The organism is Winogradskyella jejuensis, from assembly GCF_900129745.1.
GTDB lineage: Bacteria > Bacteroidota > Bacteroidia > Flavobacteriales > Flavobacteriaceae > Winogradskyella > Winogradskyella jejuensis.
Genome location: NZ_FQWS01000001.1, coordinates 1,206,590 through 1,230,833, shown reverse-complemented (window position 1 = coordinate 1,230,833; position 24,244 = coordinate 1,206,590). Strand labels below are relative to the sequence as shown.

Below are 24,244 nucleotides of genomic sequence, written 5' to 3'. Positions count from 1 at the left end.
AATTTTTTTAGTGGGTGAAGTGATGAAATAAAGCTATAAAAATAAATCCTACAGGAATTCCGATAGCATACACTTTGCTAAAGCCTTTAAGTCCTTTTACATATTTATTATTTGCGCCAACGGATTGAAACGCCGAATTAAAACCGTGCAATAAATGTAATGCTAACAGTACAAAAGAGACAGCATAGAATCCGACTCTTATTGGGTCAACAAACTTCTCGCGTAGCTCTTCGTAATATCTAAATCCTGATTCTGCATTATCTGGATTAATAAGACCAGACATATCGCCTTGGATATATTTTACCTGCATTTCGTGAACCCAAAAATCATACATGTGCAAGGCTAAAAATGCTAATACCACAAGACCCGTTAATAACATGTTTCTACTCATCCAAGTTGAGTTTGCAGCACGACTTGTTTTTGCATAACCAACCTTTCTTGCTTTATTGTTTTGGTATTCTAACACAAAGCCCATTACAAAATGAAACACCACACCAAAAATCAATACAGGTTGTAATAAGTACTGTACTACCCAAAATGTTCCCATAAAATGCGAAACCTCATTGAAGGTGTCTGGACTAAAAACCGATAAAATATTAATTGAAAAATGTTGTAGTAAAAAAACCATTAGAAAGAGTGCCGAAAGTGCCATGGCAAACTTTCTTCCTATTGACGAATTTAAAATTCCGCTCATTGTAGATTTATTCTTATAAGTTAGTCCTGCAAAGATACTGCTCAAATGGCGTTTTGACAACTGAGACGACTTCTAATCACTTATTTAGAATCGTTTTAATTAAAAATCAAAACGCGGATTAACTATCGTATTGTAAATAGAACCAAAAGCATAATTAAATCCAACACTTACAAAATAATTATAACCCGATTGAAGCTGTTGTTGTTGTAGTAATAACTCTTCGACGGTTAGGTCGCCACCGGGAATATTTACTTGGTTTCTTGTTATAGAATAACTGCCGCTGACATTAAAATTAAAACCTTTAAACAGGCGCACATTAGTACTTAAAAAGAAATTTGTTGCATTCAGTGTTGGGTCATTTAAAAACTGGTTAAATGAGATTTCTGCATTGACTGTACCCCATTCCTGATTTATACGGCCTCCAAGTTGAACTCCATGCTCCCAAAGAAGCTCTTCTGTCTCATTAAAAACAGTACGCTCTATATATTCGTTATATCTAATTCCGTTTCGGTAAGAAATGGTCAGTTGCTTTTTTGCAGAATCTACATAATCAAAAAAACTATACTCTAATGCTGGTCTAAATGTTGCAAATAAATCGAAATTACTAAACGTTGAAGTCCCTAAGCTCCCAAAGAAACCGTAAGACCAATGGTCATTGATGCTTAGAACATCATTAACATTTAAACGTTTATTATTATTAAACACTTTAAAGTCTTCTTCTTCATCTAAATCATTTATAAATGTAAATGTGGACCTGTTTTCGCCATAACGTAGAAATAATGAAAATTTATTCTTTTCTGTAACGCGTCTTGCCGAAGCATTTACATTAAAATTACTTCTATTATTAAGCTCTTGTCCATTAAAAAAGCCGTTGGCTCCCACACGAAATAACCAGTAATTCCAAGGATCTTCTTCTTCAACTTCCTCTTCTTCATTTTCTGGTGTTGGAACATTTACTGCAACTTCCGAAATGGTTCCTTTTGCAATCCAAAAACGCACTAAACCAAGCTTTAAATATTCTAAAACACGCTTTCTAACCTCATCATTGGTCATGTTTGCATCTGTGGAAAAACTTAATTTGTAATTAATGGCTTCAAACGTATTCTTACCTATAAAATCCATCTCATAACTCCGCCCACCAGCACCATTTCGTTGTGTTACCACAAAGATATGGACGTCACTTAAATCTTGATCTCTTACAAATTGGACGTTTCCTAAGTTTTGTCGTTGAAATTCGTCATCGCAGCGGTCACAATCGAGAAAAATCTTGACTTGCTCAACTGTTTCTTCTTGTGAAAATGAAATAAACGAGACGCATAGACATGCGATAAGTAAATAGCGGTTTAACATGTGTAACAATGATTGATGATTATCCGTTAGGCAAACAAACCTAATCACTTCTTAAACGTTAAACCATCGTTTTTAGTTTAATTTAACTAAATTCTGTACGTTTTTACTTAATTACTAAATCTGTTTTAACGCCTTCGATATCTATAGAATAAGTGCCTTTAGGAAGGTAATATTTTCCGTTGCTTGCCTCATTAACATCAATACTGGTGTTCTCTTTCAGCAATGCTTTTCTTCCTTTTTTAGACAACTCCAAGTTATAATCAATGTAGTTAAAACCTTTATCTACACTGACAGTCATTCTATTTAACTCAGCACCTTTTTCTGATAGGATTTTAATTACTTTTTCTTCTTTTGAATTGCTAAAAAACTGAATTGTTGTTTCAGGCTCGTATGCGTCTAACCATTTGCTCCATGAGCTTCCCCAACGGCTAGAATAGCGGATTGGATTTATTTTGAAAAGCGTAACAGCTTCAGAATTCATTTTAGAATCCATCATTTGCAAAGGCGCTACATTTGCCTTGTAAATACTTCTTCCATGTGTACCTAATAATAGGTCTTTTGCTTCAGGCTGAAGAACAATATCATGGACTGCAACATTAGGCACGCCATTAGAAAAGACTTCCCAACTTTCGCCTTGATTGAAAGAGACATATGCTCCATTATCTGTTCCTAAATACAGGATATTTTCATTTTCAGAATCTTCAGTAATTACATTTACTGGCGATGCTGGTATATTGCCAGAAATGTCTTTCCAAGTTTGTCCATAATTATCGCTCATGTAAGCATACACTTTAAAATCGTCCCAACGGTATCCATTAAGTGTCACATAAACACGTTCTTTTTTGTGCTGAGACGCCACAACACGACTTACCCATAAATCTTTTGGAAATCCTGCTGAAATATTAGTCCAACTGCCACCTGCATCTTTAGTAACGTGCACTAGTCCATCGTCACTACCAGTATAAATTAAACCAAATTTAAACGGGCTTTCGCTAATGGTTGCCAATGTACCGTAAGCTACGTTTCCTTTTTTACCACCATTAGTTAAGTCGTCACTTATAGCTTCCCAATCGTCGCCTTGATTCATACTGCGCATCAATTTATTGCCACCGAGATATAAAATATCCTGATTATGTGGTGATAATAATATTGGGGTTTGCCAATTAAAACGGTATGGATTCTCGCCTAAAGTATGCTTTGGCTGAATGTACTTTTGGTCACCGGTTTCTAGATTTAATCGAAAATAATTTCCAAACTGATAGCCTGTATAAACTGTGTTTGAGTTTCTGCTATCTATCTGAATTTGCATGCCATCGCCACCCATGATTGATTTCCAAGGATACTGTCCACGCTGATGCCAGCCTTTATCTTCACGAGCATTATTAGCCCCTTTCCAAACGCCGTTATCTTGTAAACCGCCATAAACATTATAGGGCTTTTCATTGTCGACATTAATCGCATAAAATTGCCCAACTGAAGGCGAATTGTTTTTAATCCAATTTTCGCCATCGTCGTAGGTAATATTAACACCACCGTCATTACCATTTACTAAGTGATTTGGATTCTTAGGATTAATCCAAAGCGCATGATGGTCCGCGTGAACATTCTCAGCACTAATAGATTTGAATGTTTTTCCGCCGTCTTTAGACTTTAAAATCGGCACGCCATAAATGTAAATATGATTAGCATCCGCTGGCGATACATGGATATGCCCAAAATAATACCCGTAACTAAAATAAATGCCATCTAAATAATCGTCATGTGTTTTCTTCCAAGTTTTTCCACCATCGGTACTTTTGTAAACTTCTGCACCAACGACAGGTGTATCAAACAACATAGAGTTGGCATCTTCCAAATACTTAGCTAAATCTATCGGCTTTACATTTCCACTACGTACCATTTGCTTTACATTCTCAGCACGGTATTTTTCTTGGAAGCCATTGGTCTTTAAAAACGTGTTTAATTTTTTGTCATCAAGTGCCAAAAATTCAGCATTAGACATGGATTTAAAATCGTCTTTTGTTAATCCTCGACTGTCCGATTTCTTTTTATCGTCTGGTCTTCGGAATTGGCTATCATGTATGGCATACACTGTATTATCATCAAAAACAGCAACACCAATACGTCCAACACCTTCGCCAGTAGGGAAACCGCTTGAAGCCGTTGAAACTTTTGTCCACGTTTCGCCAGCATCAGTACTTTTATAAATGGCAGAGTTGCTTCCATTACCTGTAAAATTCCATGCTTTACGGTCTTTTGTCCACGATGTAGCAAACATAACGTTGTAATTATTTGGATTTTGTTGTAAGTCTATAATACCGCTCATATTATCTACAAAAAGCGTTTGTTTCCATGTTTTTCCGCCATCGGTAGTTTTGTAAATACCTCGTTCATCATTTTCAGAATATAAATGTCCCGTTGCGCCAACAACGACCACATCAGGGTTTTCTGGATGAATTAATATCGGCGCAAAATGATGTGCGTCCATCAGACCCAAATTTCCCCAAGACTTACCATTATCCGTAGATTTTAAAATACCTATACCTGCATAAGAGCTTCGCGACGCATTATTCTCACCTGTACCTACATAAATGGTGCGAGTTGACCAATGCACAGCAATATCACCTACATTTTGAGTATCTGATGAATCTAAAATTGGCTCGAAAGTCGTCCCATTATTTGTTGTATGCCAAACACCTCCAGACGCGTAGCCTACGTAAAATTCCGATGGCCTTTCTGGATTAACATCGACATCGACTACACGACCACTCATTATGGTTGGCCCAATGTTTTTAAAAGGCACATTTTTTACCAATGAGTTTTCGGTCATTTGGCGTTTTTGCTCTAAGGCCGCTTTTATAGTTTCGGCAGATGTTGCAGGTTGTTGTGCAAATCCTAAAACTGAAGAGATAAAAAGAAAAAATGAGAATATTTTAAAATAGTTCATGGTGGTGGTTTTTTAGTGGCATGAAATTAACCAATCTCTTTTCAGCTTCAAAATTGCTAATAAAAGTTTAACAGAATGTCTGCTTTGCTTTTGCTTATAGCTTTGATTGTTTATTTTTGAAACGATTACGAATTACACAATACCGTTAGTTCAAACAGACAGAAAATCATTACTCATGAAATACGATTTAATCGACCGCCAGCTCTTTATAAAAAACCGTAAGAACTTTATGGCTGCAATGACGCCAAACAGTTTAGCCGTTTTTAATTCTAACGACATCTATCCTGTTAGTGCAGATAGCACCTTACCTTTTGCGCAACATCGTGATATTTTTTACCTCAGTGGCGTTGACCAAGAAGAAAGTATTTTGGTGCTATTCCCAGATTGTCCAAAAGCAAAACATCGCGAAATCTTATTTCTTAAAGAAACAAATGAACATATTGCTGTTTGGGAAGGCGAAAAACTCACCAAAGAAAAGGCCTTTGAAACCTCTGGTGTTAAAACCGTGTATTGGTTACAAGACCTAGAAAAAGTCATGTTTGAGTTAATGACACAAGCCGAAACGGTTTACATTAATACCAACGAGCATTACCGTGCCAATGTAGAAACCGAAACACGTGAAGACCGTTTTACCAAATGGCTAAAAGACAAATATCCTGCGCATAGTGTAGCCAAAAGCAATCCCATCTTACAACGTTTACGTTCTGTAAAAGACCAAATTGAATTGGACTTAATGCAAAAAGCCTGTGATATTACCGAAAAAGGGTTTAGACGTGTGCTTAATTTTGTAAAACCAAATGTTTGGGAATACAATATCGAAGCCGAGTTTATGCACGAGTTTTTAAATAACCGTTCTAAAGGTTTTGCTTACACACCAATCATAGCTTCAGGGAATAATGCTAACGTATTGCATTACATTGAAAATAACCAACAATGCAAAGCAGGCGATTTAATTCTGCTTGATGTTGGTGCAGAATATGCCAATTACAGTAGCGATATGACCAGAACTATACCAGTTTCTGGTCGTTTTACAGACCGACAAAAGCAAGTCTATAATGCTGTAAATCGGGTGAAAGACGAAGCGACAAAGATGCTCGTTCCTGGTGCATATTGGGAAGACTATCATGTAGAAGTTGGTAAACTCATGACCTCAGAATTATTGGGTCTAGGCTTAATTGATAAAGCCGATGTACAAAACGAAAATCCAGATTGGCCAGCCTACAAAAAATACTTTATGCACGGCACTAGTCACCATATAGGTTTAGACACCCACGATTACGGGTTGCTTCATGAACCAATGCAAGCAAACCAAGTGTTTACAGTAGAACCTGGAATTTACATACCTGACGAAGGTTTTGGTATTCGTTTAGAAGACGATGTGGTAATTCAAGAGTCTGGTGAGCCGTTTAACCTTATGAGAAATATCCCTATTGCCATTGAAGAAATTGAAGATTTGATGAACTCGTAATTCTTAAGTATATGCCTTCTAGGTCGTGGTCAAAAACTATAGTTGATATCATCAAGGTTATTCTTGAAGCTTTAGGTGCTTCAACAGGCTCAGCATCTAAAAACCGTACATGGCATCAACATGTGGTGCCTTACGAAGACGGTTGGGCTGTACGGCGCGAAGGCAACAAACGCATTACCTCCAAACATCGCAAGCAATCTACCGCTATTAACAAAGCCAAAACCATTGCCAAACGCAAGAAAGCTGATGTGATTATTCACCGAGAAAGTGGTGGTATTCGCGATAGGATAAATTTTAGGAATTAAACCGCTTGTTTTTTACATATGCTAGTAAACTAGCTTTTTTCATTCAGAATGTCAATCAAAGTTTGCAAAGACATACTCTTATGAAATTTTGGGCTTGTGTTGAATGAAGCGAATTGCAAATGTGTATGTCTTTGAGCGTTGACTCAATTCAGATTATTTTTAAAATTTTCAATCACATTATTTGTATAATTTCTCATATCGTCAAAATTTTCGCTAACCATAGTTACATCGACAAACTCATTCAAATCGTAAGGTTTGATATTAACGTCATATTCGTTTGATTTACTTCTTACAATTGAAAAATCAAAAAATTCACGAACGTCTTGATGAATTGTTGGTGCAACAAATGATAAATATTTTATCAACCTATCATCAAACTCCTCGTTTGAATACAAATGTCTAATAACATTAGCAGTTTCGTGATTTAGCTGTTGAGTTTTATTTCTAATTAGTGTTACTTCTATCAGCCAATATAATTCTTTAGAGAAAATCTCAATGTCTCCTTTGTTTCCAGGTGCGTGTGAATACGGTTTACCAATGTGGTCAGCTTTATAATTTGGTCTAATAGCATATTCCTTTCCGTATTTTAAAGCTATTAAAATTGATATGAAAAATTCCAATTTTAGTGGTTCTGGAATTTCTTTAAACTCTTCGATAACTGTCCTCCTTGTTCCGATTTTTTCAATACTCTCAACAATTATTTCTTCGTTTATTCCATAATCTTCAATTATACTGTAAATTTTGTTGACATATTGTTCTCCGTCAATAACGTCTTCTTTCCTAAATGAAGTTATTAGTTCAAACAATTCGTCATTTTGCGTGTCAAGTTTATCAAAATATTTAATTGCAACTGATTTTTCTTCCTCACTTAATTGGAAATCAAACTTCAAAAGTTTTTCTATGTATGTGAGTTTACTTTCGTTAATTTGAATTAGTTTCTTACCTGTAAAACGAATAGAAATAAAACCTGAAATTATAAAAACCCTACGTACAACATCTGGATAATCTTGCGTAATTGTCTTAAATTTTGTGTTGACTTTGTATTCGTTTTTAACAAAATCAAAAACAGCATCATAGTCTTGAAACTTATTATTCTCTAATAATGTTAGAAACTCTTTAACATTACCATTTTTACTGAACATAGAAACAATTAATTGTTCGTAGCTTAAAGACTTCCCATTCTTTCTTAATTCAAGTAGAATATTTAGAATAAATACGAAAAAGTTAAAATCGTTACTTACGTTTCGATAAGGATTTTTACGATTATATTTTATTGCTTGTATTGAAAAAGCCTCTTGTTCATCAATTTCTGATGAGATTAATTTTTTACAAATTGCTGAAAGTTTAAACTGGTCATTGTATTGGGCATAAACAAATCCTAATTCTGAGGGTGTTCGCATATAAGTCCAAAAGCGTGAAGCGTAGCCAGCAGGAAAACCACCATCTGCTCTCCGTGTACTATTTACTTCGATAACTTGCTTTTCTATATCTTCAAGTTTTGTGTTTTCGGTAATTTCAATTTCGTTACTTGAAACTATGCCCTCAAGATAGAGTTTAGAAACAATTTTTATTAGGTTTTTATCATTCAGTACTGTCCCTTCAAATTCAGCAACAGCACTTAATATATCAATATATCTCTCTGGATTCCTAACTGCTGTCTGAAAAGCTATTTTACCCAAAAAATTTCTTCTACTTTATTTTTTTCTGAATTAAAGTGAATTTCAAAAATTTCTTGTTTTCCCTTAATTTTTCGATTGTTAATGAAAACTCTATCAGAATTATTGATTTTTAAATCTTTATCTTTTATTTCTTGATACTTTAAAGATGCTAAACCTATATTTTTCTTTGAAAATCTTTTGATTATTGTTTCTTTGATTTTTGGGTGAAAATCATTTTTTAAAATTGAAATGTGTTGTGCCATAATTATCTTCCTTTAAAAACTTTACCTTTTTCTGTAAGCGAATAATAACCTCTTTCAACTCTTTTAAATAGTTTCATTCCATTTGTAGAGTTACTATTTTTTTCGTGATGATTTAATTCTCCTCTTATTGAATTTCTGAAGGTTTCAAGTTTATATTTATCTTCTATTTCTTCATTTTTGATTCTTTGCAATAGAGCTTCATAAATTTCTGGGATAGTAACACTTTTAATTCCTTTTTGATTTTGTTTTAAAATGAAATCTACAATCATTGATTTTATTGAAGGAATAGTACCAGGAAGTTCCTTTTCTTTTTCCTCAATTTCTTTAATTGCTTTTTTTAAGCCTTTGTCTTTTAAAGCTTGATTTTCATTTTTCGTGAATGCCTTGAAAACATCTGAATAACCAGTTAAATATTCTTCATTAGGTTCAAAAAGACTATCTGTAAATTTTATTGAATTATAAATAGCCTTTAATTGAGAGTTGTAAATAGGTTGCTTTTCATTGAAAATTGTATTTACTTCAAAATTTGTAAGCAAGCCACCTCCAGTCATATTTGCACTTCCAACAATTGAAGTTGTTTCTTTACCATTATTAAATAAATAAATCTTTGGATGAAATACTATATCTGTTTTATTTGATTTTCTATCTCCATAACAATAAAATTTTAAATTGGGATTTTGCTTTTTCAAATTGATAAAATACAACATTGATTTTGGGTCAGTTGTTTTAAAATCAAGCCCAGCGATTATCTCAAATTTACCACCATTATCTAATGAAGTTTTTAAAGATTTTTCGATGACTTTCACACCAGTATATTTTAAAAATGCAACTGCTATTTGTGTGTCAATGGAATTTTGTAATTCTTGATTTATTACTTTTCCTATTGGGTAATTTAAATTTGATAATATTTGAATTGAACTCATAATTTGCTTTTGCGTTAAGGATTGAATTGGAAATCCTTTTTGTTTTTCACAAAAAGATTGCAACGGAAAGCCTGACCCGAAGGGAAACGCCCAAATCCTAATAATTCTATTTTTTAGTTACAATTAATGACTCTATATATTTAACTCCTTTGATTTTATAATTAGTTTGAAATGTTTTAGTTTCTCCAACATTATTAAGTATTTCTGTTATTTTTTCGAGCGTAATTTTGTTTTTAGACGATTTGCTTTTTGATTTGTGAGTATTATTATAAGAAACAGCTAAATATTTTACATCCAAATTTTCTACTAAATCCTTAAAAGTGTCTTTTGCTTGAACAGTACAATATTTGCTCATATTCTCTGGTTCAGGTTTTAATGCAACTCCGTATAGTTTTGGCTTTTTCCATTGTACAAGATTTTCGTAAATATGATAAAATCTACTATATTGTCTTGAATTATATGGTGGGTCGATATATGCAATATCTCCTTTAATATTTCTCGCTAATTCATTAGCATCTTCTTGAAATATCTTTGCTCCTTTAAAATCAGAGGTTTGAATTAATTTAAAATTCAAAGGTTTTTTTATAATTGGTTTTTTAATATAAGCATCAAAGTGACCAACAGTATTTGCAAGTCTGTCTATTGTATAAATTAATGAAGTGAGTAATATTGCGTATTCTCTCGAATTTAGTTCATTATTTTTTTTCTTTTTCTCAATATCTTGTCTTATATATCCAATTTGTTTTGAAACTTCCTTTTCATAAAATTTACCTCCGAAATTTTTTGAAAAATAGTTTTCTCTTATAGATTTTGAGTTTATAGTATTGTATTCATTTGCTAACTCAACAAGTTTGTTAGAATTCCATTTTAATGTACCGTAAAATGCTTGATAAGTTACATTGTTAGAGTATAGTATGTCGTTTAGAATAACGGTTTTATATTTTTCCATTGCAGATTTAGCTACAATTGAAGTTCCAGAAAATATGTCAATAAAAGTTCCATTTCCTTCTGTTTCCGATTCAATAATTTCCATTATCCAATCAGTCAATTTTGCCTTATTGCCAATGTATCTACGACTTTGTAGTTGAAATTTGTCTTGATTTTTATAGTCATTAAAAAGATTTAGACCATATTTTAATTTTTGCTCCGCAAGATGAAAACCTTCAAGTCCTAAATCTTCGTTTTGAACTTCATAGATTATTTTGTCACTAATTAATTGTCTAATTAAGTCGTTTTCGCTGTAACTATAAAATTCAGCTAAACTTTGTACTTGCGTTTTTGTTGGAAGTCTTTTTCCTGTTTCAATTCTGCTTAATGAAGTATAGTTAATGGAAGTTTTATCAGCAACTTCTTGTAGATGAAAACCTTTCGTTTCGCGTATTTCTTTTAAGGTATCTCCAATTGAAACTATTGCGTCCAACATAATTTGACTTTTTTTGTCAAATATAGAAATATTCTTGATAATCTGTATGTGTCCGAGGGAAAAAAACAGCTCTTTTATTTATTCAGCGTTGGCTGTTAAGTTGGCAAAAAAAGTACTAAAACAAATAGCTGCATAAGCTTGCATATAACATTTAGTGTAATTATACAATGAGAAAAAAGGAGTGTTAAAGATAGGATAAGTTATAGAGAATAAAAAAGCGCCTTTCGGCGCTTTCTTCAACTAAAAACTAAACTAAAACAGAATTACCATCAAACACGTAGCGTTGTAACTTCTGTAAGGTTTCGTGCTTATCGCTAGTGTTTACCAATAAGGAAATATTGTTGTTGCTGCCGCCATAGGCAATCATACGTACATTAACATCTTGCAACACTTGGAAAAGCTCTGGTGTATCAGGATGATAAATAATTTGGTTCCCCACCAAACAAACAATACTCATATAATCTTGCACCTCGACCTCAGCAAATTTTTGAAGCTCGGTAACAATAGCATCTAAATGTTGCGCGTCGTCAATGGTTAGCGATACGGCAATTTCGGAAGTGGTAATCATATCTATTGGCGTTTCAAAAGTCTCAAAAATCTCAAAAACTTTCTTTAAAAAACCGTGCGCCAAAAGCATCCTAACGGACTTTATTTTTATAGCCGTAATACCATCTTTGGCGGCAATGGCTTTAATGCCTTCGCCGTGCGTTTGGTTAGTGATTAAGGTACCATGCGCTTCCGGTGCCATCGTGTTTTTAAGACGTAGTGGAATATCTAGACTACGCATGGGCATCACCGTTTGCGGATGCAGAATCTTTGCGCCAAAGTACGCCAACTCTGCCGCTTCGTCATAAGACAAATGCGATAAGGCTTTGGTATCGTTTACATAACGCGGGTCGTTGTTATGAAACCCGTCGATATCCGTCCAGATTTGAACCTCATCCGCTTCAATAGCGCCACCAATAATCGTGGCTGTATAATCGCTACCGCCACGTTGTAAATTGGTAATAGCACCATCGGCATCCAAGCTAATAAACCCTTGTGTAATATAGATGTCTGCCGTTGGTTGGCTATCGATTAGACGAAATAAATTTTGTTTGATGTAAAAATTATCGGGCTCGTTATTACGGTCCAAACGCATAAAATCTAAAGCCGATAACAACTGAACATTATAACCTTCTTGTTGTAAAAATCGGCTGAACATAAACGTCGATAACAACTCGCCATTAGCCACAATACTATTATGTAATTGAATGTTGTAATGACGTGTTGTTGCTTGAACCAGATTTTTAAAAATACCGTTGACATAGGTGCTGACCTCTTGTCTTAATGTTTCGTCATAAAGCAAATCGTAAACGGTGGCGTTATAGATTTCGTTTAGATTATTAATCTCTTGTTGCGCTTCATCAATTCGACCAGCTTCTATATGCTCTGAAATTGTAACCAAAGCGTTTGTAGTTCCTGACATGGCAGAAAGCACTACTATTTTTTGGTCTTTGGTATCTATGATGTCTTTAACGTGGTTCATGTTTACTACAGAACCTACTGACGTCCCTCCAAACTTATATACTAACATTCTTCTTTTTCTTTTTTACAGGGCAAAAATAGATTTGTAATGTCATTTGTTACCAATTATTAAAAGAAATAGTTTATTTTTGCACATTGTGTTAATTATATAACAATAAGAAAAAAATAAGTTTATTACAATTTTGAAAACGATTGTCATGCTGAGCCTGTCGAAGCATCATGCATAAAAAAACCGTTGACGTCTTCGACAAGCTCAGACTGACATTAAAGAAATAAATTGTGTTGATTAAATTGTGTGATGAAGCAGTAACAAAATATTGATTATTACAAATAAAAAAACACCTGTAATGCTGAGCCTGTCGAAGCATATAATTTATAAATCTATTGTAGCCAACTTATGAAGTCTTATTACGTTTACATATTATCATGCTCAGACAAGACCTATTACGTTGGTATGACAAACGATTTAGAAAGACGCATAAAACAACACCAGTCTGGTAGTAACAAGTTTAGTTACACAGCAGAACGGTTACCTGTTAAGTTAGAATGGTATTTACAATGTACTAATCCTTCTGAAGCTATAAAGATTGAAAAACAAATAAAAGGATGGTCACGAAGGAAGAAGACTGCTCTGATAAAAGAAAATTGGGATGATTTAGTATTATTCTCAAAGAATTATACTGAATATGGTACTAAAATTAATGATGACTAAATATTATGACGTCTTCGACAAGCTTAGGCTGACATAGAGGATTCGATTTGTGTTAGTTTATAATTTAAATGATAAGAATTATTGTTCTTTACTATTGTGTTCAAACAAAAACGACTAGACATACTGAGCCTGTTAAAGCATAACCGAAAGAAATAAAAATAAGAAAAAATGAAAACTATTGCCTCCTGCGTTGAAGACATTTTAATTAAACAACCTTTTTTAGAAGAAGCCTTGTTTAGACAAATCATCAACTTTTCAGCCTTGTCTGAAGAGTTGCAAGCACCCGTTAGTAAAATGCTAGGCAAACCTGTAAAAACAGGTGCTATTATGATGGCCTTACGACGTTATGCGCCACCTGTACATTTAAGACAATCGCATCAGCTAAAAGCTGTGTTAAAACAATTGGGAGATATTACAGTGCGTTCACATTTAATAGATTATACGTTTCAGAATTCGGATACTTTAATTAAGAGCCATTCTAATGTTATGGAGACCTTAGACACCAAATCATTTTATGGATTTTCGAGAGGTGTTTACGAAAGTAACATTGTTGTTTCTGAGTCTGAAAAACGAATTGTTCTAGAGGGTTTTAAAAATGAAAAAATGATAGACTCTCAAGATGATTTATCTGCCATTAGTATTCGATTGCCAAAAAATAACCAACGTATTTCGGGTCTGTATTATCAAATTTTTAAACGTTTTGCTTGGGAAGGGATTTCACTTCACGAAGTCATTTCTACCACTAACGAATTTACCGTTTTAGTGGAGAGTCACCTTGTTGACCAAGCCTTTTCGGCTATTAAGAATCTGAACGCGCAGTAGACGTTTTCTGAAACAAATTTGTAAGAATAAAAGCTGCCAAAGCTGGCAATACCCAACCCAAACTATGTTGTGCTAATGGTATGCTATTTACAATGGGTTCTAGTTGTTTGGGATTGACTAAAAACTTTAGAAAATCTGGAATACTAAATATAAAAGTAGCTAAAACCACAGTCTTAAATACCAAAGGTGACGCCCATTTTGAAGGTACCGTATTGAGTAAAATAAGAATAATAGTTATAGGGTAAATAAACATTAATGCTGGTAAAGCAATATCGATAATAAAACCAACATTATAGCTTCCGACAATGATACCTATAACACAACCTATAACTCCTGTGGTGATGTAGGCTTTTTGCGAATTACCAAATAGGCCTTTAAAATAATCCGCTGTACCAGTAATAATCCCAACAGCAGTCGTGAAACATGCCAAGGCTACCAAAACACTTAAAAAAGTACGTCCGATACTTCCCAATGTCTCTAAACTAAGACCTGCTAATAATGCAGTACGGTCTATATCCGAAGGAAAATAACTACTGTACAAAGCACCAACCACAATTAATCCAGCATAAATAACAAATAGACCTGTTCCTGCGATAAGTCCCGATTTTTTGATGAGTTCTTTTTTCTCCTCAAAACCATTATGTCCTCTAAGGTTAAGAGAGATTATAAGAACAGCACCAACCACAACACCTCCAACGGCATCAAAGGTCTGATAGCCTTCTAAAATACCATCTACTAATGGTGCGCCAGACACACCAGAGTTAGCAATAGAAGCATCAGAAAATATACCAATACTAATAATTAGTAATAGAATTAGTACAATAAGTGGCGTTAGAAATTTACCAATGATACTTAGCACTTTAGAACGGTTGAGCACAAAGACTAAAACCAATAAAAAATAAATAGTACTCGTGAGCAATGTTGGTGTTTCAAAAAAAGGTTGAATTGCCATTTCATGAGTTACCGATGCCGTACGTGGCGCCGGTAAAGCTATAGCGATTATGTATATTAACACACAATACACTGTGCTAAAAAGCGGAGATACTTTTTTACCAAAGTCGTACAAAGTCCCTTGAAGTTTAGCATGAGCGTAAATGGCCATTATGGGAATAACTACAGCCGTAATGGCAAAACCTAAAGCTACAATGAGCCATTGGTCCAACGCTTTAAAACCCAAAAGCGGTGGCAAAATAAGATTTCCAGCACCGAAAAACATTGAGAACAGCGCAAAGCCACTCATCCAAATTTCTTTAGTTCGATTCATTAGTCTATACGTTTAAGTTCTAAATCTTCGAAATCGAAGCTAAAATCGGTGATTGGTGCTACAAATTTCATTGTAGCTGACTGCGCTTTTCCGTCTTTATCAAAAGTGAAATTAACAAACACATCAGCGTCAAAACTTCTGTTATTCCATTTAGCCACATAGGTTGTGGGACTGTAAGGCAGTAATTCGCCTACAAGCTGAGAAGAACGTTCACTTTTAATGGTGTAGTTCTTACCGTCATGGCTAATAATGATATTTCCAAACCAAGCGTCTTTGTATGTCCCAACAATCTGCTTTGGCTGAGGCAGTAATTTACTGCCATTCATTTTATCTACTTGAGCAAAAACCGACGCTTTTATACTATCGTTATATTTCAAATTTCTGACATGGCTACTTCCATAGTTTTTTAGCCAATCTCTATTCTCGTAACCTAGATACGCGTCTTTAATAGTATTTGTAATGGTATTAAAAGCGCGACCATTCATTTGATTGGTCAAAACGACTATTGCTAAATTTAAATCTGGAATCATAGTAAATTGTGTCACCGTTCCTAACAAACCACCAGTATGATAAACTTGTTTGTGTCCACCTTTAACATCCGTTAAAAACCAACCCAAACCGTAACCTCTAAAATTAGAATCGTACCAGTCGCCTTTTCGGACTTTAAGAGGCGTTTGCAATTGCCATAGCTCATGAAATTGTTCTGAACTTAATAATCGCGTACCGTCAACCGTTACAGCATCATTCATTAAAAATTGAGCCCAAGTGAGCATATCTCTAACATTACTTACAATACCTCCAGCTGCATTGGCTGTTGGACTCCAATCATGAGGAATCTGAATCACCTTTCCTTCTGTTCTCGTGTGCGCTTCAATAATATTAGACTTGTCTGTAACTCTGTTATAAGATGCCTTACTGTTTACCATGCCTACAGGTCGCATAATTCGAGTTTCGATAAAGTCTTCCCAAGACATACCACTAACGCGCTTCAATACTTCACCTGCAACAATGTACATGTTATTATTATACCTAAAATCCGTACGAAACTGACTTTGTGGTTTTATATATTTTTGATTGTCTATAATGTCTTGAATCGTAAAATCACTTCCCTCTGGAAAAAACATTAAATCGCCAGACCCTAATCCTAATCCACTTCTGTGCGTCACCAAATCTCTAATGGTAAAAGCTTCGGTAATGTACGGGTCATGTAATTGAAACTCCGGTATGTACTTTCGCACTTTATCATCCCAATTTAGTTTTCCTTCATCTATAAGCATGGCCAAAGCAAAACAGGTAAAGCCCTTACTATTAGAGGCTACACCAACTTTGGTTTCTGCATTCATTTTCTTTTTGGTTTCCAAAGAACGAACCCCAAATCCTCGAGAATAAATAATCTGGTTATCTTTTAGAATACCCACAGAAATCCCTGGAACATCAAAAGTGGTAAGCGTTTCTTGGATGAGTTTATCCAGTTTCTCTGCTTCAATTTGCGCCGAAAGTGATAGCGAAACAATACAAAGCAGAAGAGCTAAAAAGCGTTTAATTATCATAAGACATTGATTTTAGTCGTCAGTAAATATAATAAATGTGAAAACGATAGGAGCGACATCAGTTTTCAAAATTTATATTTGCAGTATGACACTGAATTACAAGAATATTTCGATTAACTATACCGTTAAAGGCGAAGGCGATGCGCTTGTTTTGCTACATGGCTTTTTGGAAACTATTGATATGTGGACCGATTTTGTGCCTGTACTCTCCAGGACACGAAAAGTTATTTGCATTGATTTACTAGGTCATGGAAAAACCGAGTGTCTTGGATACATTCATTCTATGGAAAATATGGCAGAAGCCGTTTTTGCCGTTTTAAAGTATTTACGGATTGAAGAAATTAGTTGTGTAGGGCATTCCATGGGCGGTTATGTCGCTTTAGCTTTAGCAGAAATATATCCGAATTTAGTTAAAGATTTATGTTTATTAAACTCCACTTTTGAAGCAGATGACCACGAACGAAAAGTATTAAGAGCCAGAGCCGCACAAATGGCCACTACCAATTACGAAAACTTAGTCCGTATGTCTTTTGTGAATCTTTTTGCACCAGAAAGTAAAGTGCCTTTTGCTTCCGAAATAAAAAAAGCCCTCGCTATTGGTTTACAAACTCCTGTTCAAGGTTTTATAGCTGGACATAAAGGAATGGCTATAAGGCCTAATAGGTACGAAGTTTTTAAAGCCATAAAAGGAAAAAAGGTAATTGTTATTGGGCAAAAAGATTGGATTGTAGATGAAGATTTATTAGTTGAAAAGTCTAAAAATACAGGTATTGAAACTGTTATCTTCTCTCAAGGACACATGAGTCATATTGAAAATAAATATGAATTATCTTACTTTTTAAAACGTTTTATCGAAAAATAATACGTTTTGGCGTTATACGTGTTTTTTTTAGCTATGTTAGTTGTCTCAAATCTAGCTAATTATGAAAACATCTACTCGACCTACTTCACCAAAGCGTTTCTACTGTGATATATTTGGGCATAATTATAAGGTAACCAAAGACGTCACTGAGCATGTAAAAGAGTATACTTGTAAATGTTGTAAGCGCGAATTAACCACTAACGGTAATGGACGACTTACCGAACTTACACCAAAATTTAAGGAGATTAATGCCACTTTGGCTAGAATATATTCTAACAAGTTAGCGCGTATGAGAACACGTCGCTACGCTACTTCGGCAGCTTAATTACTGCTTCTCATTTTCATTAAAACTTTTCCAACCTTTAGCAATAATTGGGACTTTTGTTTCCGCACGAGTTATAAGATGCATGCCTCTTTCAGCTTCTGTCATATAACCAATTACTGTTAAATTTGGGTTTCCTTTTATCTTAGGAAAATCTTCTTGAGAAATAGTCATTAATAATTCGTAATCTTCGCCTCCATTTAAGGCTATAGTTGTACTGTCTATATTAAACTCTTCGCAAGTACTAATAACTTGAGGGTCTAACGGAATCTTATTTTCATATAAATCTACACCAACATTGCTTTGTTTACAGATATGGATAATTTCAGAAGATAAGCCGTCACTAATATCTATCATACTTGTTGGTTTCACGTCTAGCTCTTTAAGTAAATCCACAATGTCTTTACGTGCTTCAGGTTTTAGTTGTCTTTCAACTATATAAGTATACATGGATAAGTCTGGTTGATTTTGAGGATTGACTTTAAAAACCTCCTTTTCACGCTCTAACACTTGAAGTCCCATATACGCACCTCCCAAATCTCCCGTAACAACTAGTAAATCATTTGGTTTTGCACCGGAGCGTTTTACAACTTTATCTTCTTCAACTTCACCTACAGCGGTAATAGATATTATAAGTCCAGATGTAGATGACGTTGTATCACCGCCAACAACATCCACATTATATAATCTTGCAGCAGTCTCTATACCTGCATATAACTCTTCTAAGGCTTCAAGGGGAAATCTATTAGATACTGCAATAGAGACAGTAATCTGAGTGGCATTGGCATTCATAGCGCATACATCAGAAATATTTACCATTACAGCTTTATAGCCTAAGTGTTTTAATGGCACATAACTCAAATCAAAATGCACACCTTCAACCAATAAATCTGTGGTGACAACAATCTGCTTTTTTGATGGGTTTAAAATTGCGGCGTCATCACCTATCCCCAAAACAGTTGACTTATGATTTATCTTAAATTGCGCTGTTAAATGCTCAATTAACTTAAACTCACCGAGTTCACTCAATGGCGTACGCTGTGGATTTTTATCTTCTATCATGCTGCAAAAATATTACGCTTTTAACAATTTCAAGGTAATTTATTGATCTAATTTTAGTTAAGTATTAATAGTTATAATTAAATTGCATAAAATTTTACCCGAATGAATATTACCAAACTTACACTTAGACTACTTCTGTGTATGTCCATTTTTCTTGTAAATGGCTGTAAAGATGAAGAAACACCCACGCCACCAGAAGTTAATATTGATACAGATAATGATGGAATTAATGATGACGAAGATAACTGTCCAAACACATCTAATAGTAGTCAAGTAGACTCAAATAATGACGGCATCGGTGATGCTTGCGATACAGATGATGATGGAGATGGTGTTTTAGATGTTGAAGATAATTGTCCTACTATTGCTAATCCAGACCAATTAGATACTGATAGCGACGGGGATGGTGACGCTTGTGACACTGACGATGACGAAGACGGTGTTGCAGATATAGATGATAATTGTCCTTTAATTCCTAATCCTGATCAATTAGATACAGATAATGATGGTATTGGGGATGTTTGTGATACTGATGATGATGGTGATGGTATTGCCGATGTGGATGATAATTGTCCTTTAATTCCTAATCCAAACCAAGAGGACTCGGATAGTGACGGTATAGGAGATGTGTGTGATAATTGTCCTTTAATTCCTAATCCAAACCAAGAAGATATTGATAATGACGGTGTTGGAGATGCGTGTGACCCAAGTCCCTATACTGTAAATGCATCGTGCGTTGATGGTATGGCAGGACCATATCCTTGTGATAAGATTGATGTTTTATCTGTTATTGATGTAAATACACTTGGAGGAAGCACCGCTTCTAATATAGAAGGTAGTGATATTTGGGGTTGGACAGATCCTTCAAATGGAAATGAAATTGCACTTATTGCTCTAACAAATTCCACCGCTTTTGTAGATATTTCAGACCCATTAAATCCCTTATTTTTAGGAAGGCTTAATACTAATGCTGGTACCAACTTTTGGCGTGATGTTAAAGTTTACAACAACTATGCATTTATAGTAGCAGATGGTGTTGGAGCACATGGTATGCAAGTTTTTGATTTAACGCGTCTGCGAAACGTGACTAATGCTCCCGAAACTTTTACTGCTGATGCTATTTATACAGGTGTAGGTAGCTGCCACAACATAGTTATTAACGAGAGTGAAGCTGTAGCTTATCTTGTAGGTTGTTCTTCTACTAATGGTGGTGGACCCATTTTTGTCGACATTTCTAACCCACTTAATCCAACATTTATAAACGACTATACAGCTGGAGGTTATTCTCATGATGCGCAAGTCATCACTTATAATGGACCTGATACCGATTATGCTAACAGAGAAATCTATGTTGGCAGTAATGGAAATACAGATAAAGTTGTTGTTTTAGACGTAACCGATAAAAACAATGTGGTACCAATTAGCGAGTTTACATATCCGCAAACATCATATGCGCATCAAGGCTGGTTTACGGATGACCAACGTTATTTTATATTGGGAGATGAAACTGACGAACAAGCGTTTGGATTTAACACCAAAACCTTAGTTTTTGATTTCTCAGATTTAGATAATCCTACGCTTTCATCTACCTATTTTGGTACAACCCCAGCTATAGATCATAATGGTTATGTTCTCGGTAACGAGTATTACTTGGCAAATTATCGAGCAGGAATGCGAATTTTGGATATTTCTAATATTAGCTCGTCAACAAACCCTATGACAGAAACACATTTTATAGACACCTTTATCCCTAGTGATAGTGCTGCGTTTAATGGTGTTTGGAGTGTATATCCTTATTTCGCTAGTGGAAATATAGTGATTAGTGATATCGAAGGCGGTTTATTTATTGTTAGAAAAAGTCAATAGACAATTGATGAAACATGCGACTATCACATCTTTTACTTTTAAGTCTTGGTTTTTGTGCATTAAGTTGCTCCGACCTTGAAGATTTATCTACACCAGGTATACCTACAAATACACTTCCTGAAGCTGTAGCAGTTTCTACATTTGGAGGAAGTCTAAACGATAGTGCACAATCTGTTACTGCCACATTGGACGGAGGCTATGTAATTTTAGGCTTTACACAAAGTAATGACAATGATATTACGGATAAGCAAGACTCAAGTTTTGATTATTGGGTGTTAAAATTCAATGCTCAAAATACTTTGGAGTGGCAAAAAACCTATGGAGGATCTGAAGACGATAGGGGGCGAAAAATCATTCAAACCCAAGACGGAGGATATGCTATTTTAGGAACTAGCCAAAGTAATGACGGTAATGTTTCTGGCAACAATGGTTCTCAAGATTATTGGATAGCTAAACTAGACCTTCAAGGAAATATATCTTGGCAAAAATCTTTTGGTTTTCAAGGAAACGATTCTGGTATTTCACTCATACAAACATCAGATTTGGGTTATTTAATGACTGGTGTCTTAGATGTTACGGCTTCAGGTGGACAAGGGAACACTTCACGTTCCAATAGTCGTCATGCAGGCGGTGACTATTGGGCTGTAAAAATTAATGAAACAGGAAATCTTCAGTGGAGTCGTTATTTTGGAGGGAATTTTACAGATACAGCAGAAGGCGTGGCAGAAACAGATGATGGCGGATTTATTATCGCTGGCGGATCAGATAGTGAAGACACAGATATAACCAACAATAAAGGAACTTATGATTTTTGGATTGTTAGGGTTAACGCTGACGGCGATTTAATTTGGGAAAAATCTTTTGGAGGCAATGAGATTGATGAAGCTAGAGCCATTGTGAAATCAAGTGATAATAATTTTGTAATTGTTGGAGATACTAGAAGTAATGACGGTGATATTTCTACCAATAATGGTGCCGCGGACTTGTGGCTTATAAAAATTTCACCTGAGGGAAATCTTATTTGGGAAAAAACTTTAGGAGGCACCAGTTTTGATGTAGCAAGAGATATCAGCATCACAAGAGATAATTGCTTTTTATTAGCAGGAAGCTCTCGCAGTAGCGATGGCGATGTGTCAGAAAATAAAGGTCAGAATGATGCTTGGGCACTAAAAGTTAATGCTAACGGAGATTTACTTTGGGAAGTATCCGTTGGCGGAAGCAATATTGACTTTGCTTATGGCGTTACTGAGTTAAATGACCTATCTGTTATTGCCGTTGGTGAAACTAGTAGTAATGATGGCGATATCGGAGAAAACAAAGGATTTACAGACCTACTTATTTTTAAAATTGATTAAAATGAAAACAAAAATATTTACCCAAATCATTCTTTTATCATTAATCATTTTATCATGTAGTGATGATGATACCAGTAGTAATTTAAGTCAAGCAACTACCACTTTAAGTTTTTCCCATAATTGGAATGGTACTACTGTAACTAATGCAGATTTTAATACAATTCAGTTCACTAATCAAAATGGCGAAATTCTAAGTATAGAACGCTTGCGCTATGTTATATCAGACGTCACTTTTACCACAACCTCTAATGAGGTTTTAGATTTAGATAATTATAATCTTATAGATGTTACAAATGGCACTAATCTTAATTTAGATTTAGGAACACAAATTCCTCCAGGAAATTACAGCAATGTGTCGTTTACATTTGGATTTGATAATGATGATAATTCTCAAAATTACTTGGACTTAAACTCTGCTTCCTTTAATGTTCCTGAAATGCTTGGAGGCGGTTATCACTACATGCAAATGGACGGTAAATATATCGATAATAATAATCAAGAGGCAAATTATAACTATCATGCAATAAGAGCTGTAGATAATCCAGGACCTAATCCTACCTTTCCTCAAGATACTTTTTTTACAGTTAATTTAGGACCTGTATCTATAAGTGGAGATACTATACTTAATATTGAAATGAATATTGCAGAATGGTTTAGAAACCCTAACACATGGGACTTAAATCAATTAAATACTGTTCTCATGCCAAATTCTTCGGCACAAATTATGATGTTTGAAAATGGACAAAATGTATTCAGCCTGGGTTCTGTATCAGAATAAGAAATGAAAAAGATTATTTACATATTATCTGTTGTTTTACTTTACCTTTCTTGCTCTAGCAATAATGAAGATGAGGGATTAACTCCTGTGGTTGAAGAAACACCTAATCCTATTGAGTTAGAGATTCCTCAATTGTTTAGAGACAATATTCTTGCTCCAGTTATTCCTACAGATAACCCTTTAACCGAAGAAGGCGTAGCCCTTGGCAAACGATTATTTTTCGATAATATACTTTCTGAAGATGAAACTATATCTTGTGCCAGTTGTCACGCACCATCTAGTGCATTTACAAATAATACCTCAACAAGCGCTGGTGTTAACGGAGTTCTGGGGAATAGAAATTCAATGCCTTTATTTAATCTAGCGTGGAATTATGGCGAACGATTTGCTTGGGATGGTAAAGAATTAAGCCTAGAACGTCAAGCTTTAGAGCCAATAGAAAATCCGGTAGAAATGAATAGCGATTTGGAAATCGTTGTACAACGCTTGCAAAATCATCCTGATTATCCAGAGCTATTTGATGCTGCTTTCAAAACAGATATAATTACAGAAGAACTTATTGCCAAGGCAATTGCACAATTTGAGCGTACGTTGATTTCTGCTAATTCTAAATTCGATAGATATTCTCTCGGTCAAGCCAATCTAACAGCACAAGAACTTAATGGATTAGATGTTTTTCTAAGAGAAGATAAAGGCGATTGCTTCCACTGCCATGGAAATCCCAATAATCCACTTTGGACAAATAATGAATTCCACAATAATGGATTAGATGCAACGTTTACGGATTTAGGACTTGGCGGTGTAACTGGCGACCCAAATGATAATGGTAGATTCAGAACACCTTCTTTAAGAAATTTAGCTTTTACTGCACCATATATGCATGACGGTAGATTTGAAGCCTTAGAAGAAGTTATCGATTTCTACAGTGAAGGGTTGCAAAACTCCCCAACAATTGACCCTTTAATGAAAAACGTTGCACAAGGTGGTGTTCAACTTTCTCCTCAAGATAAAGCAGATTTAAAGGCTTTTTTATTGACGTTATCAGATACTTCTTTCATTAATAACCCAGCATTTCAGAATTAAAATTTAGTAC

At 34.8% G+C, this 24,244-nt stretch carries 21 protein-coding genes; 10 read left to right on the top strand and 11 right to left on the bottom strand.

Going from position 1 to position 24,244, the window contains the following annotated elements:
• Nucleotides 1-7: 7 nt before the first annotated feature.
• The 3 genes from BUB95_RS05755 to BUB95_RS05745 all read right to left on the bottom strand — a co-directional run bounded on the left by BUB95_RS05755 (nucleotide 8) and on the right by BUB95_RS05745 (nucleotide 4,991).
• Entirely contained in the window at nucleotides 8-694 is a 687-nt protein-coding gene (locus BUB95_RS05755) for a succinate dehydrogenase cytochrome b subunit (protein WP_073084145.1), read from the bottom strand.
• Between the two features lie 99 nt (nucleotides 695-793).
• Nucleotides 794-2,044, bottom strand: a complete 1,251-nt coding sequence (locus tag BUB95_RS05750; protein ID WP_073084143.1) for a hypothetical protein — start codon at nucleotides 2,042-2,044, stop codon at nucleotides 794-796.
• A gap of 103 nt (nucleotides 2,045-2,147) precedes the next feature.
• On the bottom strand, nucleotides 2,148-4,991 hold the full coding sequence (locus BUB95_RS05745; RefSeq protein WP_073084141.1) for a WD40/YVTN/BNR-like repeat-containing protein: 2,844 nt from the start codon (nucleotides 4,989-4,991) through the stop codon (nucleotides 2,148-2,150).
• Nucleotides 4,992-5,166: 175 nt separating this feature from the next.
• Here BUB95_RS05745 and BUB95_RS05740 point away from each other — a divergent pair, with 175 nt between their 5' ends.
• Nucleotides 5,167-6,459 (top strand): aminopeptidase P family protein, encoded by a 1,293-nt coding sequence (locus BUB95_RS05740; protein WP_073085108.1) that lies wholly within the window; start codon nucleotides 5,167-5,169, stop codon nucleotides 6,457-6,459.
• Between the two features lie 11 nt (nucleotides 6,460-6,470).
• On the top strand, nucleotides 6,471-6,764 hold the full coding sequence (locus tag BUB95_RS05735; RefSeq protein ID WP_083573320.1) for a DUF2188 domain-containing protein: 294 nt from the start codon (nucleotides 6,471-6,473) through the stop codon (nucleotides 6,762-6,764).
• Between the two features lie 143 nt (nucleotides 6,765-6,907).
• On the opposite strand, the gene BUB95_RS05730 is transcribed toward BUB95_RS05735, so the two are convergent.
• From BUB95_RS05730 to BUB95_RS05710, 5 genes are all read right to left on the bottom strand, one after another.
• Nucleotides 6,908-8,443 (bottom strand): AlwI family type II restriction endonuclease, encoded by a 1,536-nt coding sequence (locus BUB95_RS05730; RefSeq protein WP_073084138.1) that lies wholly within the window; start codon nucleotides 8,441-8,443, stop codon nucleotides 6,908-6,910.
• A complete protein-coding gene (locus tag BUB95_RS05725; RefSeq protein WP_073084136.1) occupies nucleotides 8,431-8,685 on the bottom strand; it encodes a hypothetical protein in 255 nt (84 codons plus the stop codon). The genes BUB95_RS05730 and BUB95_RS05725 overlap by 13 nt, the downstream gene beginning before the upstream one ends.
• Before the next feature lie 2 nt (nucleotides 8,686-8,687).
• On the bottom strand, nucleotides 8,688-9,608 hold the full coding sequence (locus BUB95_RS05720; RefSeq protein WP_073085104.1) for a phospholipase D-like domain-containing protein: 921 nt from the start codon (nucleotides 9,606-9,608) through the stop codon (nucleotides 8,688-8,690).
• A 106-nt stretch (nucleotides 9,609-9,714) separates the two neighbouring features.
• The gene (locus BUB95_RS05715; protein ID WP_073084133.1) at nucleotides 9,715-11,031 is read right to left on the bottom strand and encodes a DNA adenine methylase; all 1,317 of its coding nucleotides are present in this window, start codon (nucleotides 11,029-11,031) and stop codon (nucleotides 9,715-9,717) included.
• 247 nt (nucleotides 11,032-11,278) lie between these two features.
• Nucleotides 11,279-12,607 carry an aspartate kinase gene (locus tag BUB95_RS05710; RefSeq protein WP_073084131.1) on the bottom strand — a complete coding sequence of 443 codons (1,329 nt, stop codon included), beginning with the start codon at nucleotides 12,605-12,607 and terminating at the stop codon, nucleotides 11,279-11,281.
• A gap of 348 nt (nucleotides 12,608-12,955) precedes the next feature.
• On the opposite strand from BUB95_RS05710, the gene BUB95_RS05705 reads away from it, so the two are divergent.
• Together BUB95_RS05705 and BUB95_RS05700 are read left to right on the top strand one after the other, a co-directional pair.
• On the top strand, nucleotides 12,956-13,270 hold the full coding sequence (locus BUB95_RS05705) for a GIY-YIG nuclease family protein (protein WP_073084129.1): 315 nt from the start codon (nucleotides 12,956-12,958) through the stop codon (nucleotides 13,268-13,270).
• A 168-nt stretch (nucleotides 13,271-13,438) separates the two neighbouring features.
• Nucleotides 13,439-14,092 (top strand): hypothetical protein, encoded by a 654-nt coding sequence (locus BUB95_RS05700; RefSeq protein WP_073084127.1) that lies wholly within the window; start codon nucleotides 13,439-13,441, stop codon nucleotides 14,090-14,092.
• On the opposite strand, the gene brnQ is transcribed toward BUB95_RS05700, so the two are convergent.
• Complete coding sequence (brnQ, locus tag BUB95_RS05695) at nucleotides 14,070-15,356, bottom strand: branched-chain amino acid transport system II carrier protein (protein ID WP_073084125.1); 1,287 nt, start codon at nucleotides 15,354-15,356, stop codon at nucleotides 14,070-14,072. The genes BUB95_RS05700 and brnQ overlap by 23 nt on opposite strands.
• Nucleotides 15,356-16,906, bottom strand: coding sequence for a serine hydrolase (locus BUB95_RS05690; protein ID WP_200777201.1), 1,551 nt, complete (start codon nucleotides 16,904-16,906; stop codon nucleotides 15,356-15,358). The genes brnQ and BUB95_RS05690 overlap by 1 nt, the downstream gene beginning before the upstream one ends.
• Nucleotides 16,907-16,991: 85 nt before the next feature.
• Between BUB95_RS05690 and BUB95_RS05685 the strand changes: the two genes are divergently transcribed.
• Nucleotides 16,992-17,768, top strand: coding sequence for an alpha/beta fold hydrolase (locus BUB95_RS05685; RefSeq protein WP_073084123.1), 777 nt, complete (start codon nucleotides 16,992-16,994; stop codon nucleotides 17,766-17,768).
• A 61-nt stretch (nucleotides 17,769-17,829) separates the two neighbouring features.
• Nucleotides 17,830-18,093 (top strand): hypothetical protein, encoded by a 264-nt coding sequence (locus BUB95_RS05680; RefSeq protein ID WP_073084121.1) that lies wholly within the window; start codon nucleotides 17,830-17,832, stop codon nucleotides 18,091-18,093.
• On the opposite strand, the gene thiL is transcribed toward BUB95_RS05680, so the two are convergent.
• Nucleotides 18,094-19,152, bottom strand: coding sequence for a thiamine-phosphate kinase (gene thiL / locus BUB95_RS05675; RefSeq protein ID WP_073084119.1), 1,059 nt, complete (start codon nucleotides 19,150-19,152; stop codon nucleotides 18,094-18,096).
• Between the two features lie 102 nt (nucleotides 19,153-19,254).
• Here thiL and BUB95_RS05670 point away from each other — a divergent pair, with 102 nt between their 5' ends.
• From BUB95_RS05670 to BUB95_RS05655, 4 genes are read left to right on the top strand one after another with little or no spacing between them, the layout of a single operon-like run.
• The gene (locus BUB95_RS05670; RefSeq protein WP_083573319.1) at nucleotides 19,255-21,018 is read left to right on the top strand and encodes a choice-of-anchor B family protein; all 1,764 of its coding nucleotides are present in this window, start codon (nucleotides 19,255-19,257) and stop codon (nucleotides 21,016-21,018) included.
• A 14-nt stretch (nucleotides 21,019-21,032) separates the two neighbouring features.
• Nucleotides 21,033-22,373 carry a hypothetical protein gene (locus tag BUB95_RS05665; RefSeq protein WP_073084115.1) on the top strand — a complete coding sequence of 447 codons (1,341 nt, stop codon included), beginning with the start codon at nucleotides 21,033-21,035 and terminating at the stop codon, nucleotides 22,371-22,373.
• 1 nt (nucleotide 22,374) lies between these two features.
• Nucleotides 22,375-23,151, top strand: coding sequence for an MbnP family protein (locus tag BUB95_RS05660; RefSeq protein ID WP_073084113.1), 777 nt, complete (start codon nucleotides 22,375-22,377; stop codon nucleotides 23,149-23,151).
• Between the two features lie 3 nt (nucleotides 23,152-23,154).
• A complete protein-coding gene (locus tag BUB95_RS05655; RefSeq protein ID WP_083573318.1) occupies nucleotides 23,155-24,234 on the top strand; it encodes a cytochrome-c peroxidase in 1,080 nt (359 codons plus the stop codon).
• Nucleotides 24,235-24,244 lie beyond the last annotated feature (10 nt).